Annotated in this window: 11 protein-coding genes; 6 read left to right on the plus strand and 5 right to left on the minus strand. The window is 69.0% G+C overall.

The annotated features are described in order from the left end of the window. Positions 1-3 precede the first annotated feature (3 nt). The 4 genes from BS329_RS35595 to BS329_RS35610 form a co-directional block, all read right to left on the minus strand. Complete coding sequence (locus BS329_RS35595) at positions 4-1,887, minus strand: serine/threonine-protein kinase (RefSeq protein WP_076167209.1); 1,884 nt, start codon at positions 1,885-1,887, stop codon at positions 4-6. A 46-nt stretch (positions 1,888-1,933) separates the two neighbouring features. Continuing rightward, positions 1,934-4,168 carry a heavy metal translocating P-type ATPase gene (locus BS329_RS35600; protein WP_076167211.1) on the minus strand — a complete coding sequence of 745 codons (2,235 nt, stop codon included), beginning with the start codon at positions 4,166-4,168 and terminating at the stop codon, positions 1,934-1,936. 291 nt (positions 4,169-4,459) lie between these two features. Beyond that, on the minus strand, positions 4,460-5,575 hold the full coding sequence (locus BS329_RS35605; RefSeq protein WP_076167212.1) for a DUF6801 domain-containing protein: 1,116 nt from the start codon (positions 5,573-5,575) through the stop codon (positions 4,460-4,462). Positions 5,576-5,638: 63 nt separating this feature from the next. Further along, positions 5,639-6,868, minus strand: coding sequence for a DUF6801 domain-containing protein (locus BS329_RS35610; protein WP_076167214.1), 1,230 nt, complete (start codon positions 6,866-6,868; stop codon positions 5,639-5,641). Between the two features lie 497 nt (positions 6,869-7,365). Between BS329_RS35610 and BS329_RS35615 the strand changes: the two genes are divergently transcribed. The 3 genes from BS329_RS35615 (at position 7,366) to BS329_RS35625 (ending at position 9,830) form a co-directional block, all read left to right on the plus strand. After that, on the plus strand, positions 7,366-7,935 hold the full coding sequence (locus tag BS329_RS35615; protein ID WP_076167215.1) for a hypothetical protein: 570 nt from the start codon (positions 7,366-7,368) through the stop codon (positions 7,933-7,935). A 124-nt stretch (positions 7,936-8,059) separates the two neighbouring features. Continuing rightward, positions 8,060-9,271 (plus strand): lipase family protein, encoded by a 1,212-nt coding sequence (locus BS329_RS35620; RefSeq protein ID WP_076167216.1) that lies wholly within the window; start codon positions 8,060-8,062, stop codon positions 9,269-9,271. 7 nt (positions 9,272-9,278) lie between these two features. Further along, a complete protein-coding gene (locus BS329_RS35625; protein ID WP_244197420.1) occupies positions 9,279-9,830 on the plus strand; it encodes a GtrA family protein in 552 nt (183 codons plus the stop codon). Here the strand turns inward: BS329_RS35625 and BS329_RS35630 are convergent. Beyond that, complete coding sequence (locus BS329_RS35630; RefSeq protein WP_076167217.1) at positions 9,770-10,966, minus strand: PucR family transcriptional regulator; 1,197 nt, start codon at positions 10,964-10,966, stop codon at positions 9,770-9,772. The genes BS329_RS35625 and BS329_RS35630 overlap by 61 nt on opposite strands. Before the next feature lie 307 nt (positions 10,967-11,273). Between BS329_RS35630 and BS329_RS35635 the strand changes: the two genes are divergently transcribed. From BS329_RS35635 to BS329_RS35645, 3 genes are all read left to right on the plus strand, one after another. Then, the gene (locus BS329_RS35635; protein WP_143253325.1) at positions 11,274-12,494 is read left to right on the plus strand and encodes a PucR family transcriptional regulator; all 1,221 of its coding nucleotides are present in this window, start codon (positions 11,274-11,276) and stop codon (positions 12,492-12,494) included. A gap of 341 nt (positions 12,495-12,835) precedes the next feature. Beyond that, positions 12,836-13,834: an alpha/beta fold hydrolase gene (locus tag BS329_RS35640; RefSeq protein WP_076167218.1), complete on the plus strand. Its 999-nt coding sequence runs from the start codon at positions 12,836-12,838 to the stop codon at positions 13,832-13,834. Positions 13,835-14,173: 339 nt separating this feature from the next. Then, positions 14,174-15,364: a PucR-like N-terminal domain-containing protein gene (locus tag BS329_RS35645; RefSeq protein WP_076167259.1), complete on the plus strand. Its 1,191-nt coding sequence runs from the start codon at positions 14,174-14,176 to the stop codon at positions 15,362-15,364. Positions 15,365-15,374 lie beyond the last annotated feature (10 nt).

A 15,374-nucleotide genomic window follows, 5' to 3' on the forward strand; every position in this document is an offset into this window, starting at 1 on the left:
GCCCTAGGGTTTCGGAAGTTTCGGCAGCAGTGCCCCGGCGAAGCCCTTGGCCTTCTCACACGCTTCGTCGGCGGTCATCTTCGTCCCGCTGGTGCCGACGGTCAGCTCGACGTTCTCCCCGTCACGGTCGCTGACGGACCGGTGCTGCCAGGTCAGCGAGCAGCTGGAGCGAGCGATGCCGTCGTCCTTCTTCGCCAGGTACACCTTGGTACCGCCGAGATCCAGGGTGGCGGAACCCGTGTAGTACGAGTCCTTCGTCTGCACCGGCGGGTAGGCGCGCACGAAGCTCACCCGGACGCTGCCCGCCGCGTCGTACCGGCATTGGCGCAGATGCTCGCGGATCGTTTCGATCACCGGTCCGATCAGCCGGTCCGCGGTCGCCGGGCCGACCAGCGCGCACGGGTCCAGCGGCGCGAGGGTGCCGGCCGGAAGCTCGCGATCGTGGCCACCGGCCCGGATCCGCTGCACAGCGTCGGTGAGGGCGGCCTTCACGACCGAGCATGCCTCGTCCTTTGTGGACATCGAGTTCACGTCGACGCCGAGTTTCGTGTTCGGCAGCCCGGCGACCGGGACAGCGACCGCGCACGAGTCACTGGATCCCTTGATGCGCAACGGAAGTCCCTCCAGCTCCCCGCCCTCTTCGCCGCCGACAAGGTCGCCGCCGACCCCCAGCTCCAGCCACTTGCCCGCGGGCGAGGAGTACGTGCACGAATCGAAATGGATGTCGATCTCCGTGCTCAGCTTGCCGAACCCGGGCACGTCCCGCCCTTCGAGCACCTCGCACAGATTCACCCGGCGCAGGTTGTCCGGGCCGAGCGGATCCTGGTTGACCGGGGTGGCGACCGGTTCGTCCGGCGGCTGCGGCGAACTCGGCGCGGCGACGGCCGGAGGCGGATCCTCCTTGTTCAGCGAGACCGCGGTGACGACGCCACCGGCCAGCAGCACGACGGCGGCCGCGGCGAGACCCGCGTACAGGCCACGCCGGGACCGCTTCGGCGGAGGCGGGTTCAGCAGCCGCCGGACCTCGGCCTGCTGTGCCTCGATGAGGTGCGGCACCACCGGTGGCCACGGGCTGGTCGTCGGCGGGATCGGGCCCAGCCGCTCCAGCACCCAGGCCGGGGACGGCCGGTCCGCCGGGTTCTTCGCCAGGCACGGCTCGACGATCTGCCGGAGTTCCGGAGCCAGGTGCCGCAGGTCAGGCTGGATGTGCACGACGTTGTACAGCGTGTGCGGAGTGGACGTCCCGGTGAACGGATTCGTCCCGGTCGCGGCCATCACCAAGAGCGCGCCGAAGGAGAACATGTCGCTCGCCGGGGTCAACGGCTTGCCCTCGGCCTGCTCCGGCGACATGAACCCGGGCGAGCCGATGATCGCGCCGGTGTGCGTGAGCTCCGAGTCGCCTTCGACGGCGCGGGCGATCCCGAAGTCGATCACCCGGGGGCCGTCGCCGGTGAGGATGACGTTGCCCGGCTTCAGGTCCCGGTGGATCAGCCCGGCGCGGTGGATGTCACCCAGCGCCAGCGCGAGCCCCGCGGCGAGATACCGGACCGCCATCGGCGGCAGCGGCCCGCCCGCGGTGACAGCCTCGGACAGCGACGGGCCCGGCACGAACACCGAAGCCAGCCATGGAGTCGGCGCGTTCGGATCCGCGTCCATGACCGGGGCGGTGTACGCGCCGGACACCAGGCGCGACGTCTCGACCTCGCGGCGGAACCGCTCGCGGAAGCCGGGGTCGTGCGCGAATCCCGGGTGGACCTGCTTGATCGCGACCAGGCGCCCGTCGGCGGAGATCCCGAGCAGCACCCGGCCCATCCCGCCCTCTCCGAGCGCGGCGAACACCCGGTAGCGCCCCACGCCGGTGGGTTCGCCGGTGTTCAACGGCTTCACGAAGGCCCCCTTGTCCGGGGTGATGGTACAAAACCACCCGGAAGTGTCACGCAGCGCGTCGGTCGGCCCCGCCGAAGTCCTTGAGCCGGAGACTGTTGGACACGACGAGCACGGACGACAGCGACATCGCCGCCCCGGCGATCAGCGGGTTCAGCAGTCCCAGCGCGGCCAGCGGGATCGCGGCGACGTTGTAGCCGAACGCCCAGGCCAGGTTCCCCCTGATGATGCGCAGGGTGCGATCGGCGAGCCGGATGGCGTCGGGGACCACCCGCAGGTCTTCGCGGACCAGCACGAGGTCGGCCGAGCGCAGCGCGATGTCGCTGCCCCGTGCCATCGCCATCCCGAGATCCGCGGTGGCCAGCGCCGGGCCCTCGTTGATCCCGTCGCCGACCATCGCGACCCGCGCTCCCCCTGCCCGCAGTTCCTCGATGACCGCGGCTTTCTCCGCGGGCAGGACGCCGGCGCGGACGTCGGAGACGCCGATCTCGTCCGCGACCAGCCGGGCGGCGGCCTCGTTGTCGCCGGTCAGGAGCACGGTCCGAAGTCCGAGCGCGTGGAGAGCTTCCACCGCGGCCCTCGCCGACGGCTTCACGACGTCCCGGACCACCAGATGCCCGGCGACCCGGCCGTCCACCGCGACGAGGATCGCCGTCGCACCGTCTCGTTCGGCATCGGCGAAGTCGGCCGGGACGTCGATGTCCCGATCGCCGAACAGCCGCGCGTTGCCGACGAGGACCTCTTGTCCCTCGACCTCGCCCCTCGCGCCGAGCCCTGGCAGCGCGCCGAATCCCTCGACCGGGGGCAGATCCGGCAGTTCGGCGTGTGCCGCGGTCACTACGGCGGCCGCGATGGCGTGTTCCGAACCGGCCTCGACGGCCCCGGCGAACCGCAAGACTTCCGGAACGGTGAAGCCGTCGGCGGGACGGCATGCGGTGACGGTCATCTTCCCCGTCGTGACGGTGCCGGTCTTGTCCAGCACGACGGTGTCCACCGTGCGGCTCGCCTCGAGCGCGTCCGGTCCCTTGATGAGAATGCCCAGCTGAGCGCCGCGGCCGACGCCTGCCATGAGCGCGGTCGGCGTCGCCAGCCCGAGCGCGCACGGGCAAGCGATGATGAGGACGGCGACGGCCGCCGCGAAACCCTCGCGAGCGGGCGCGCCGCTGAGCAGCCATACCGACAGCGTCAGCACGGCCACACCGAGCACGGCAGGGACGAACACCGCGCAGATCCGGTCCACCAGGCGTTGCACCGCGGCCTTGCGGGCCTGCGCGCGTTCCGCCAGCGCGGTCATCTGGGCCAGCTGGGTGTGCGCGCCGACCGCGGTCGCCCGCACGACCAGCCTGCCGTCCTGGTTCACCGAGGCGCCGATGACCCGGTCACCTTCGCCGACCTCCACGGGAACCGGCTCACCGGTCACCGCGCTGACATCCACAGTGGACAGTCCACTTTCGACGACGCCGTCCGCGGCGATCGACTCCCCCGGTTTGACCACGAACAGGCCACCGGCGGCCAGTTCGCCGATCGGGACCATTCGCTCGGCTCCGTCGCGCAACACCCGGACGTCCTTGGCCGCCAAGGCGTCCAGCGCCGAGAGCAACCCGGCGGCGCTACGCCGGGACCGGCTTTCGAAGTACCGGCCCGCCAGCAGGAAGGTGGTCACGCCCGCGGCGACATCGAGGTAGATCGCGTCCGCCCCGGCCGCCGTCGGGCCGAACCCGACCCAGTACCCGGGTTCGGCGCCACCGGCGAAGGTGGACCACGCCGACCACACGAACGACGAGAGCACCCCCAGCGACACCAGCGTGTCCATACTGGACGAACGATGCCGGAGATTCCGTAACGTGGCGCGATGGAACGGCAACGCGGACCAGAACACCACGGGAACGGCCAGTACGAGGCACAGCAGTTCCCAGCCGGGGAACCGCAGTCGCGGCACCAGGGCGAGGGTGATCGAGAGATTTCCCAACGGGATCGCCAGCAGAGCGGCGACGACCAGCCGCCGCCGGAGATCGCGGACCCGCGCGAAGCCGGTGTCCGGATCCTCTTCCCCGCGGATCTCCGCCGTGTAGCCGGATCTGCGGACCCGCTCGAGGAGGACGTCGTCGGCCAGCGCTTCGGGCACCTGCACGGTGGCGCGCTCGGTCGCGTAGTTCACCGACGCGCGGACACCGTCCACTTTGTTCAGCGCGCGTTCCACCCGCGCCGAACAAGCGGCGCAGGTCATCCCCGACACGGTCAGTTCCACCGTGCGGACGGCGGCCTCCGGCGCGGAAATCGTCATTTCGTGGCACTCCCAGGGATTCACCAGTGGTTCCTTGGTGGTGGAACAGGTGTCCCGAGGTGTCGCGAGGCAGATTACCGCCGCCGGGAACCAGGCCCGCCTCCGGCCCGACTACTGCGATGGTGGTGAGAACAGGTGTCCGCAACAGCGATCTCGCGTGATTGGAGACGCATCTCGCGTGTTTGGAGATGTATCTCGCGTGACCAGATGGCGCACTCGCGTGTGCGCCATCTGATCACGCGAGATACATCTCCAATCACGTGAGTGCGCCGTCCAATCACGCGAGTGCGCCTAGCGTGGTGTCAGCACGAGATCGAACGTGTTGCCCTCGCCCTGCACGAACGTGCCCAGGGCCGAGGTGAACGCGCCGCAGCCGGTCAGCGGCGCCAGCGCATAGGTGCCGGTGAGTTCGCCGCCCGCGGCCAGGGTGAAACCGTCCCCGGTCCGCAGTTCCGCCGTGGACGGGGCCGACGTCTTGCAGCCCGGCCCGCTGCTGACCGGCATGCCGATCAGCGTGACGAGCGGGAGGACGGTGGTGAACCGCGGACGGGCGACGAAACCCGTCCCGGCGAAGTCGCCGCCTTGTGGTCCGTCGGCGACGAACTCGAGATCGGCCGTGCCCGGCAGGAAGCCGAACAGCCGGAAGTCGGTGTGTGCCTTGTCGAACACCGGGCCACCGGTGAAGACCGTGGCCGACGTGGCGCTCAGGTCGAACCCGCCGGTCAGCGGCGCGGTCGCGCCCAGTGCCTTGACGCCGGTCTTCCCGGCGACCGAGTACTGGCGCCCGGTCGGCGTCGAACCGAGGTCGAAGGAGAGCAGGACCGCGTCCTGGCCGGGGTCGAGCACGCAGTCCGAGGTGAACGCACCGATCCCGGTGAACGTCCCGTCGGCCTTCTTCGGGGTCAGACGGGTGGTGAAGTCACCGACGGTCAGAGTCGTTTTGCCCGGCTTCGCCAGGGTCACCGTTGGCACGGAGCCGGTCGCCACCGTGCTGAACGAGCCGGACGGCGGAAGGTCGGTTTTCGCGACGGTCAACGGAATGCGGACCGGGAAGGGTTTCGCGTCGCCGTTGACCAGCGTCACGCCCGCCGCCGCGGTGCCTTCGATGGTGCCGGCGCCGACGAGGTTGAGCCCGCGTGCCGCTTTGTCCGGCACGGTCACGGTGATCGTCAGCCCGGACGTGCTGAGCGTGCCGCCGGGCGCTGTCGGCACCTCGAAGTCGGCCTTGATGTGCACGTCGAGCTTCTGCAACCCGATCAGCGGGAAGGGGCAGGTGAACGACAGTTTCTTGTCGACGGGGGTGTTCGCCGCCGCGCCTCGGACGGCGACGAACAGCAGGCCGCCGGCGGTGAGCAGGACGATGAGGCCCGCCGCGAGCAGCATCCGGACGTTGATGCGTAGGGGCATGGTCGCCTTCCCGGAAACGGCACCGGCCCCCGTCGCGGGAGGCGACGGGGACCGGCTACCTGACTACTTCTTGGTGAGGTCCAGATCGAGGGTGTTGCCCTCGCTCTTGGTGAACATGCTGATCATGTCGTTGAACGAGCCACAGTTCTGCAGACCCGCCAGCGAGTAGGTACCGGTCAGCTTCCCGCCCTTGAGCAGGTTGAAGTCCGGTGCCGTGGTCATCTCGCTCGTCGACGGGCTGACCGTCCCGCACTTCGGGTCGTTGCTGATCGGGAACCCGAACACCTGCACCTTCGGCAGGAACACGTTGAACTTGACGTTCGCCTTGAACCCGGTGCCGATGAGCTCACCGGACTGCTTGCCGACCTGCTCGACGACGATGTCCGAGCTGCCCTGCACGAACCCGAAGAGCTTGAAGTCGGTCTTCGACGGGTCGAGCTTGAGGTCACCGGTGAACTTCTTCGACGCGAGGTCCACGTCCGCGTCGAAACCACCGCTGATCGGCGCGGTGCTGCCGAGTGCCTTCAGCTCGGTTTTCCCCTTGATGCCGAACGCGTACTTGATCCCGCCACCACCAGGGGTGGTCGTGGTGGTCGGCGGGGTCGTGGTGGAACTCGGCGGGGTGGTGGTGGAGCTCGGCGGCGTGGTGGTGGTCGTCCCGGTGGGGGTGGGACCATCGCCGATCTTGATCGTGGCCAGGACGTTGTTCTGCCCCGGGTCCTGCTTGCACGGAGCGTCGATCGTGCCGTCCGGGGTGATCTCCGTGACGGAGCCGTCGGCCTTGCGTGGGGTGACCTTCAGCTGCAGGTCGCCCACGGTGATCTTGGCTTCGCCGGGCGTGTTGAAGGTCAGCGACGGCGTCTTGCCCGCCGCGTTGACGACCATCTCGCCCGAGGGCGGGATGTTCGTCTTGGTCAGCTCGTTCGGCACCTTGACCGGGAGGTTCATCCCGGGGGCGGCCACGGTCGCCGAGGCGACCGCCTGGCCTTCCAGCGTCGTCGCGCTGATCAGGTTGAGCCCGCTGACCGTCTCCGCGTTGATCGTCGAGATCGCCTTGATGTCGAACGCGCCGGTCGGCTGACCGGTCTTGACCGACAGCGGGAGATCGGTGTTGATCACCACCTTCAGCGCTTGGGAGCCCACGAGTGGGTAGTCGCAGTGGTAGTTGAGCGAGAGCGAAATCGGTTCGGCGACACTGGCCTGTGCCCCGACCACGAGTACCGCGGTGGCAAGCCCCACGGCACCGGCAGCGGCGATGGCGACCGCCTTCTTGGTTCCTCTACGGTGACTCACGATCGTCCTTCCGTGGTATCAACGATGATACGAAACGGCGTACAATTCCCCAGAGCAATGAAAATCGGCCCGAGAGAATTCTCCGGGTAGCGACGATGTCTGACGGATCGCAACCGAACAGTAAACTAACGAGGCGGCGGCACTGCTATCAAGGGCCAGTCGGGAAAAGTTGACGAACCACCGGTAAATTGTCACGCTGGCACGGTGCGACTGTCCGTTTCCTAGTAACGGCACATGGGTTTCCCCAGCACAGAGCCACCAGCGGCGACCTGCGGAACCACTGACGCGGGTGACAACCACACCATGCGGAATTATCTCGTACGTGCCAATCTCCTTTTTCTCACTTTCCTGCCGCACCGATCCGCTTGCCCGGGGGAATCTTTCGTGAGTAACCTCGCGGTTCAGCAAGCCGGTCAGCGCCGACCACCGCGGATTCCCGCGCGTCGTGCCGAGACCGGCCCTCTTTCGCCGAATTCGACGGGGAAACCATGAAGAGAATGCGCCGCACGGCAGCGCGAATCGCGTTCGCCACCCTCGCCGCGTCCGCCGCGACGGTCCTGCTGACCGCCTGCGGGTCCGACGAACCCGCCGACTCCGGCAGGCACGCCGACCCCGCCGCGCTCGCCTGGGTGGACAAGGTGTGCTCCGGGGTGGCGGCCGGTTCGGCGAAACTGGCCCAGCCGCCCGCGTTCGACCCCGGCGATCCGCAGGGCGCGAAGTCCGCGATGGTGGGCTTCCTGAATTCGCTCACCGTGGCGCTCGACGACATGGCCGGCGGGATTCGCAACGCCGGCGTGCCGCCGGTCCCGGATGGACAGTCCGCTGTGGACAAGGCGACCACCACGCTTGACGAGACCAAGTCGAAGGTGACCGCCACCCTGACGAAGATGCAGGACGCGAAGGTCACCGACAAGACGAGTCTCGACAAGGTGATCGCCGACGCCGACAGCACGATGAGCGGGCTGAGCGAGCCGGAGGGGCCGATCAAACCCCTCCGCGCCAACCCGGAACTGGACCTCGCCTTCACCGAATCCCAGACCTGCCGTCAGGTCTACGGCAACGTCTGAACCGGCGCCGGTTCGCGCGATGTCGCGAAAGCCACTTTCGGGACATCAGGTGTCCTGAAAGTGGCTTTCGCGACGCTCGACGCCGCTTTCTCAGCTAGCCCATCCCTACTCTGGAGGCCCGGCCGTGCCGAACTCGTTCCCCCGCCCGTCCCGCCGGACACTCGCCGCCGCGCTGGCGATCGTCCTGTCCGCCGGTGTGCTGAGCGCGCTGAGCGTGAGCCCGGCGAGTTCCGCCGCTCCCGCGTCCGACGACTCGTTCTACACCCCGCCGTCCCCGCTCCCCGCGGGCAAGCCGGGTGACATCATCCGCTCGCGTGTCTCGAAAGCCGGTCCACGTAAGGATTCCGTCAACGCGTGGCAGGTCATGTACCTGTCGACCGACGCCCTTGGGCGGCCGGACGCGGTGACCGGGACGGTGCTGGTGCCGAAGAACGCCGACCCGGTGAAAGCACCGATCGTCTCCTTCGGCGCCGGTACGCACGGTCCGGCCTTCGACTGCACGCCGTCGAAGATGATCGACATCGGCGCGTTCTACGAGCAGTCCGCTCTCGACGACCTGCTCGACGCCGGATACGCCGTCGCGCTCACCGATTACGAGGGCTACCGCCAGGATCCGAAGACGACGTACGTGGTCGGGCGTTCGGAAGGCCCGGCGATGATCGACGCGGTCCGGGCCGCGCAACGCCTGCCGGAGGCGAAACTGTCCACCGACGCCAAGGTGCTCTTCCGCGGATACTCACAGGGCGGCGGGGCGGCGGCCTGGGCCGGTGAACTGCAGCCCTCGTACGCCCCGGAACTGAACCTCGTCGGCGTCGCGGCGGGCGGCGTGCCCGCCGACCTCGTCCGGGTCACCCTGCAACTCGATGGGAAGCAGGGCTTCGGCGTCTTCGCCTACGCCCTCGTCGGTCTGGACAACGCCTACCCCGAGCTGAAACTGGACTCTTTCCTCAGTGACAACGGCCGCGCGAAGCTGGCGGAGATGCAGAAGAGCGCGTGCACGTTCGAACTGCTGACCACCTACGCGAACCAGAGGATCGCCGACTACACGACCAGCGCCGGCTACGTGCGGCCGGAATGGGTGAAGCGGCTCAACGAGAACAAGCTCGGTGGCACACCCCCGAAGGTCCCGGTGCTGCTCTATCACGCCACCAAGGACCAGCTCGTGCAGTTCGCCCAGGCCGACACGTTGCACAAGGCCTACTGCGCCGCCGGGGTCAAGACGACATGGAAGACCTTCGAGACCGATCACATCACGGCGGTCTACACCGGCAACGCCGACGTGCTCGCCTTCCTCAAGGACCGGGTCGCGGGCACCCCGGCGACGCCGAACTGCTGAGCCCGCTGTGCTCAGAACCGCCCCGGCGTCCTTTGTGGACAAAGCGGCGCCCGGCGGTGCGCGGACCGGCAAGCGGCGTGAGCTGCTTCGGTTCGCCACCGTCGGCCTCGCCGCGTTCGTCCTCACCCTCGGGACCAACTACGGGCTCAAACTCACCGTCCTGCAAGCCAAACCGGTCACGGCGCTGGCGATCGCGACCGTCGTGGCGACGGCTTTCGCGTACCTGCTTTCCCGGCGCTGGGCGTTCCACACCCGCGGCGGCAGGCGCCGTCTCCACGAAGCGGCGTTGTTCTTCACCGTCAACGCGATCGCCGTGACGATCAACCTGTGCCCGCCGCTGATCTCGCGTTACGTCCTGCGTCTCGAGGTCCCCGAGGTCAGCTTTCCGGCACAGGAGATCGCCGACTTCGTCAGCGGGATGCTGCTCGGCACCGCGGCGGGTTCGGCGTTCCGCTGGTGGGGCTACCGCCGCTGGGTGTTCCCGGTGGCAGGCGCCCGTCAGACGTCGGCGGGCCGCAGCCGTGCCGCCCGCAGCGCCAGTTCGATCCGCAGCCGCTGATCCGGATCCTCCAGCTGCTCGCCGAACAACTCCGCGAGCCGCCGCAGGCGGGCCCGCACCGTCTGCGGATGCACGGCGAGCTGCCGCGCGATCTCGGGCGCGCTCCCCCTCGTCTGCACCTGCGTGAGCAGAGTCGCCGCCAGTTCGTCGTGCTGTCGCGGCGCCAGCCCCGACAAGGGTTCCAGCGCCTCCCCGGCCAGCCGGTCCAGCAGGAATTCGTCCGCGAGCAACAGCAACGTGGTGATGTGCTCCTCGCACCACAGCACCGGGCCGACCGTGGTGATCATCCCCCGCCGTGCCAGCTCGGACGCGCGGCGAGCGATCCGGAACGACTCGGCGGCCTGTGCCACCGGGACGGACACCCCGACCGTCGCCGACCAGCCGGAAGGCAGTTCCCGCAGGCCGCCGAGGTCGGTTTCGGGGCAGGCCACCAGCACACCTGGCGCGTCGGAGACCAGATCCACCGGCACCGCCGAGGGCAACAGGCCCGCCGGGAAAGCGGGCGCCCCGGGCGCCGAGCCGAAGACGACAGCGGTGATCCGCCGCGGGATCCGCCAGCCGATCGCGACGGCGAGCGCGCCGGCGTCGGCCTGGGAGTACCCCGTGCCACCGGTCAGCAGGCGGAACAACCTGGCCCGCTGCGCCGCGGGCCCGGTGGCCTCGGCCTGTGCCGCGTTGTAGCCCTCGCTCAACGCCATCGTCACCTCGACGACGTCGCCGAACAGGCATTCCGCCGCGCCGTAGAGGACGTCACCCGACAGCTGGAGCTGGCGGCCGGCGGCGGCGATCGAACGCCACAGCACCCGGCTCGAGACCCGGAACGCCGCCTGCGCGGCCTCACGGCTGAGTCCTTGGTGGAACGCGATCCGGCCCTGCGCGCGGAAGTCCGCCAGCAGGTCGTTCTGCAACAGTTCGGGGACGCCGACCCTGTCGATGGCGCGTTCGATGCCGCGCCTGGTCAGCTCGACGGCCGCGGCACGGGCGTCACTGTCACTGAACACTTCGGCGCATTCGCCGATTTCGGACACCACGCCTTCGACGCAGTGCCGGGCGATCGCCGGGATCCGCGGCCGGACGGCGTCACCGAGCTCCCTCGGCAGGCGTGCCCACAGCGAACCAACGGGCTGCCAGCTCACGTGTGGGATCCCCCGATGTGAAGTAGGCCGACGATTACGGGCACCAATTCCCTTTCGTCCGCGCGCCATCGACGCACTCGAATGCACGGAGCGTAGAACCGGCGCCACATCCGTGTCAAAAGCCGCCACACCGAAACGCCCGTCCGTGTCACCGGCACGGAGCATCGCGACTTTCCGTCGCCAATTCAACGTCACATTCGTGGTACACGCCGTCGGCCGATCCAGTAGAAACACTCCCGGCGCCCGATCCGACGCGGTTGCGCAAAGGGATTCACGTTTCCCGTCCCGGTTCGAGAAAAATCAAAGGGTGGTCTTCGTGGTCGAGTACCGCAGTTTCCGCATGCTGGCGACGTTGCCGCGTTCGCTCGGCGAAGAACTGCGTCCGCATACCGGCCACGCCGCGGCGGCCATGATCAGGCAGGTGCAGCGATCGGTCGCCGCGTACTCGCTGCCGTTGCGCGGCGTCTTCGGCCGCGCCCTCGTCGTCTCCTGCGAACGGGCGGTGCGCCACTACGTCGACTGCATCGGCGATCCGGACGTGTCCCACGCGCGCTGGATCGACTTCTACCGCCTGCGCGGGCGGACCGAGTTCACCGAGGGACGCAACCTGGAACCGTTGCACGACAGCGTGACGATCGGCGCGCGGACGGCATGGCGCTCGATGCGGCCCATCGTGCGCGGCCTCGGCGTCGGACCCGGCATCGTCGCGCTCGCCGCGGAATCGGTCTTCGTCTACGTCGACGAACTGTGCGCCACGACGATCGAGGGATACCAGGAGGCGGAGGCCAGAGCGGCGGGCGCGATCCCGCTGCGGCGCCGTCGCCTGCTCGAACTGATCTCACAGGCTCCGGAGGGGTCCGCGTGCAGCATCGCGAGCCTGGCCGACGGCGCCGGATGGCGGGTTCCGGGGGCCGCGGCCATGGTCGCGCTTCAGCGCGCCCCTGGCGCGCCCGAGTTCCCCGCCCATCTCTTGGACGACACCGTGCTGCTCGATCTCGACACGGCCGAGCCGTATCTGCTCACCGCGGACCCCGACGCCGATCTCGCGCCGTTGAAGGACGCGCTGGACGGCTGGCGCGCGGCGGTCTCCCCCGTCGTGCCACTCGCCGACGCCCCGGCCGCACTCCGCACCGCCCGCCGTGCGTTACTGCTGACCAGCGAAGACGCGCCCGGCCCCGTCATCTGGTGCCGGGATCACCTCGCCACGCTGTGGCTGCTCGCCGAGGACTTCCTCGGCGCCGAGCTGGCGAAGCAGAGCCTCGACCCGTTCAGTTCGCTGGGCGGGAAGCAACAGGAGCGGCTCAGCGAAACCCTGCTGGCGTGGCTGGAATCCCGCGGCGGGGCACCGGAGATCGCACAACGGCTGGGAGTGCATCCCCAGACCGTGCGGAACCGCCTGCGGCAGCTGGAAGAACTGTTCGGTGACCGCCTCAAGGACGCCGACGACCGGCTGGACATGCACCTCGCGTTGCGCGCCCAGCGGCTCATGCGGGCCCACCACCGCGACGACGGGACATCAGGGAACTGACGCGCCGCACCCGTCGTTCCGGCGGCCGCACGGTGGGCAGCACCCAGCGCAAGCCGCGGCGGGCACGCTCCGCCCTCGGCTGATCGACGTGGAAGTCCGCCCGGCAGGCCATCGCATTTCTCCCCGTGGTGACGGGTGTTTACCGACGCTTTCCTGAATACCGGGACGGCGGGGAAAAGTCGATGCGAAACCGCCTCGCCCTCACGGTTTTAGCATCCCGATCGGGGTCCGCCCCGGAATTCTTGTCACCCGGGTCGCCATTACCGGACGTGTCCGGCGACACGCTGACAGAGCAAGCGTTCTACCCGTTATTTTGACGCCTGACAACGGAAAGGCGGGACATGGTCCTCCAAACGCGCACACTGACCCTGCACGGGCAGGAAATCCGGTTGCGGGAACACCTTCCGTCCACAAAGGACGCCACAGGCGAGCCGCTCGTGCTGCTGCACGGGATCTCCGGCAGCGGCGAGACCTGGGTACCGTTGCTCGACCACTTCGAGCGGACCGGGTTCGACCGCCGCGTTCTCGTCCCTGACCTTCCCGGGCACGGCGATTCGGGCTCGCCGCGGGCCGACTACGGCCTCGGCGCGATGGCCAGCGTGGTCCGTGACGTCCTCGCGCTCACCGGGAACCGGCACGCGACCGTCGCCGGGCACTCCCTCGGCGGCGGGATCGCGATGCAGTTCGCGTACCAGTTCCCGGAGATGTGTGCCCGGCTGATCCTCGTGGGCAGCGCGGGACTCGGGCCGCAGGTGACCCCCGTCCTGCGGGCGACGGCGCTGCCAGGGGCCAACGCGACGCTCTGGGCCGTGGTCAACCCGGCCACCGTCGCGATCGCCCGCGGCATCGCCGCCGCCTGCCGCGGTCTCGGCGGAAAGCTCTCGCCCGAGACGCGTGAGCTGACACGGCATCTGTCGTCGCTCGCCGACCCCGGGCGGCGGCGGGCGTTCCTGTTCATCGCGCGCAGCCTGATCGACCTCCGCGGCCAGCGCGCGAGCGCTGTCGACAAGCTTTACCTCGCCAGGGAGGTGCCGACACTCGTCGTCTGGGGCGCGCACGACCCGCTCATCCCGGTCGACCACGGCCGGAAGACCGCCGAACTGCTGCCGGACAGCCGCTTGACGGTGTTCGAAAATGCGAAACACTTTCCACATGTGGCCGATCCGGCCCGGTTCGGCGGCGAGATCGAACGCTTCCTCGCCGAGACCGCGCCCGCCCGGCTGAGCCTGGACGAGGTCGTCGCGGTCCTCGTTCGAGCGAGCGAGGCCGCGGACCGGCCGGAGGCGCCTCGAAAGGCCCCGGAAAAGTTGTCACCCGGACCCCATCTCAGGCGTGCCTAAATGTCACTTGCCGCCGGATCGGACCACCCGTTCGGGTGTAGTCCATCCAGGTGGCCGATCAAGGCCCCGCCAGCCGTTGACAGTCCTCTCGGCCGGATTTTATGTTGCGTGAGCCACAAAATCTGGATCGGCTTCACCGTTGAAGAGGCTGATTTTGTTGCTAACAAGGATAAAAACATGACCGACTTGGATACCGGGTTCTCGCGGCACGATCTGCGGACCGCACGGCCTGACCCCGACGTGCGTCATCCCGCCACCCCGCACCGCCAGCCACCGGGTCCGGTCCAGCGACCGCGCGCCTTCACGCCGGCACCGAGAACCCCAGTGGAGAACCGACCCGTGCGCAGCACCGGCGCGAATGGACTGTGGGCGTCACTGCCCCGGGAGCTGGGCGAAAGGTTCCGGCCCCGGGCCGACCCGTTGGCGCGAGCCATCCTTCAGGAGGTGCAACGAGCTGTCCCCGCGTACGCGCAGCCCTTGGAAGGCGCGTTCGGGCAGATCATCACGCAGGGTATCCGACAGGCCATCCTGCATTGCCTCGATACCATCGGTCAGGGGACGGCTCCCCTCGACAAATGGACCGCGGTCTTCCGCAATCTCGGGAAGGTCGAGTTCAGTGAGGGGCGCAGTCTCGACTGCTTGCAGACGGCCTACCGCGTCGGCGGTCGCGTCGCTTGGCGGCACGTCTCGGAATTCGGGCAGGCGATCGGAGCGGACGCCGATCTCCTGTGCACCGCGGCCGAGGCGATCTTCGCCTACGTGGACGAGATTTCCGCGTTGTCCATCGAGGGCTACACGGCCGCGCAGGAACGGGCCGCGGGCACCAGAGCGAGACGCAGGCGCAGACTGCTCGAACTGATGCTTTCCGATCCGCCGCCCTCACCGCAGTCGATCGCGTCCCACGCCGCCAACGCCCAGTGGGCGCTGCCCGCCGAGGTCACGGTCGTCGCGCTGGAACGACGGCTCGGCCCGCTGGACCCCGACAGCGCCGACCTGGACTCCGACGTCCTGGTCGACTTCGAGGGGCCCAAACCCTGCCTGGTCACCGGCGACCCCGACAAGCACCTGAAGGACCTCGCCGAACGGCTTCCCGGCTGGCGGGCGGTGATCGGCCCGGCCGTGCGGCTCACCGAAGCGCCGCGCTCCCTGCTGTGGGCCCGCCGCACACTGCGGCTCGTCCAGCGCGGGGTGCTGCCGGACAATCCGGTCACGAGGTACAGCGACCACCTGTCCACCCTGTGGTTGCTCGCCGACGAGTTCCTGGTCCGCGAACTGTGCACACGCAGCCTCGCCCCGTTCAACGACCTCACCCCCAAGCAGCGGACGCGGCTCGGGGAGACGTTGCTGATCTGGTTGCAGTCGCGGGGCAGCGCTCCGGAGATCGCGAAGAAACTCAAGGTCCACCCCCAGACCGTCCGGTACCGCATGCACCAGCTCATCGATCTCTTCGGCGACCGGTTGAACAACGCCGACGACCGGCTCGACATGGAGATCGCCCTGCGCGCGGAGGCCTTGCTCGCCGAGGACTGATCAGCGTTTC

The sequence above is a fragment of the Amycolatopsis coloradensis genome (assembly GCF_001953865.1).
In the GTDB taxonomy this organism is placed as follows: domain Bacteria; phylum Actinomycetota; class Actinomycetes; order Mycobacteriales; family Pseudonocardiaceae; genus Amycolatopsis; species Amycolatopsis coloradensis.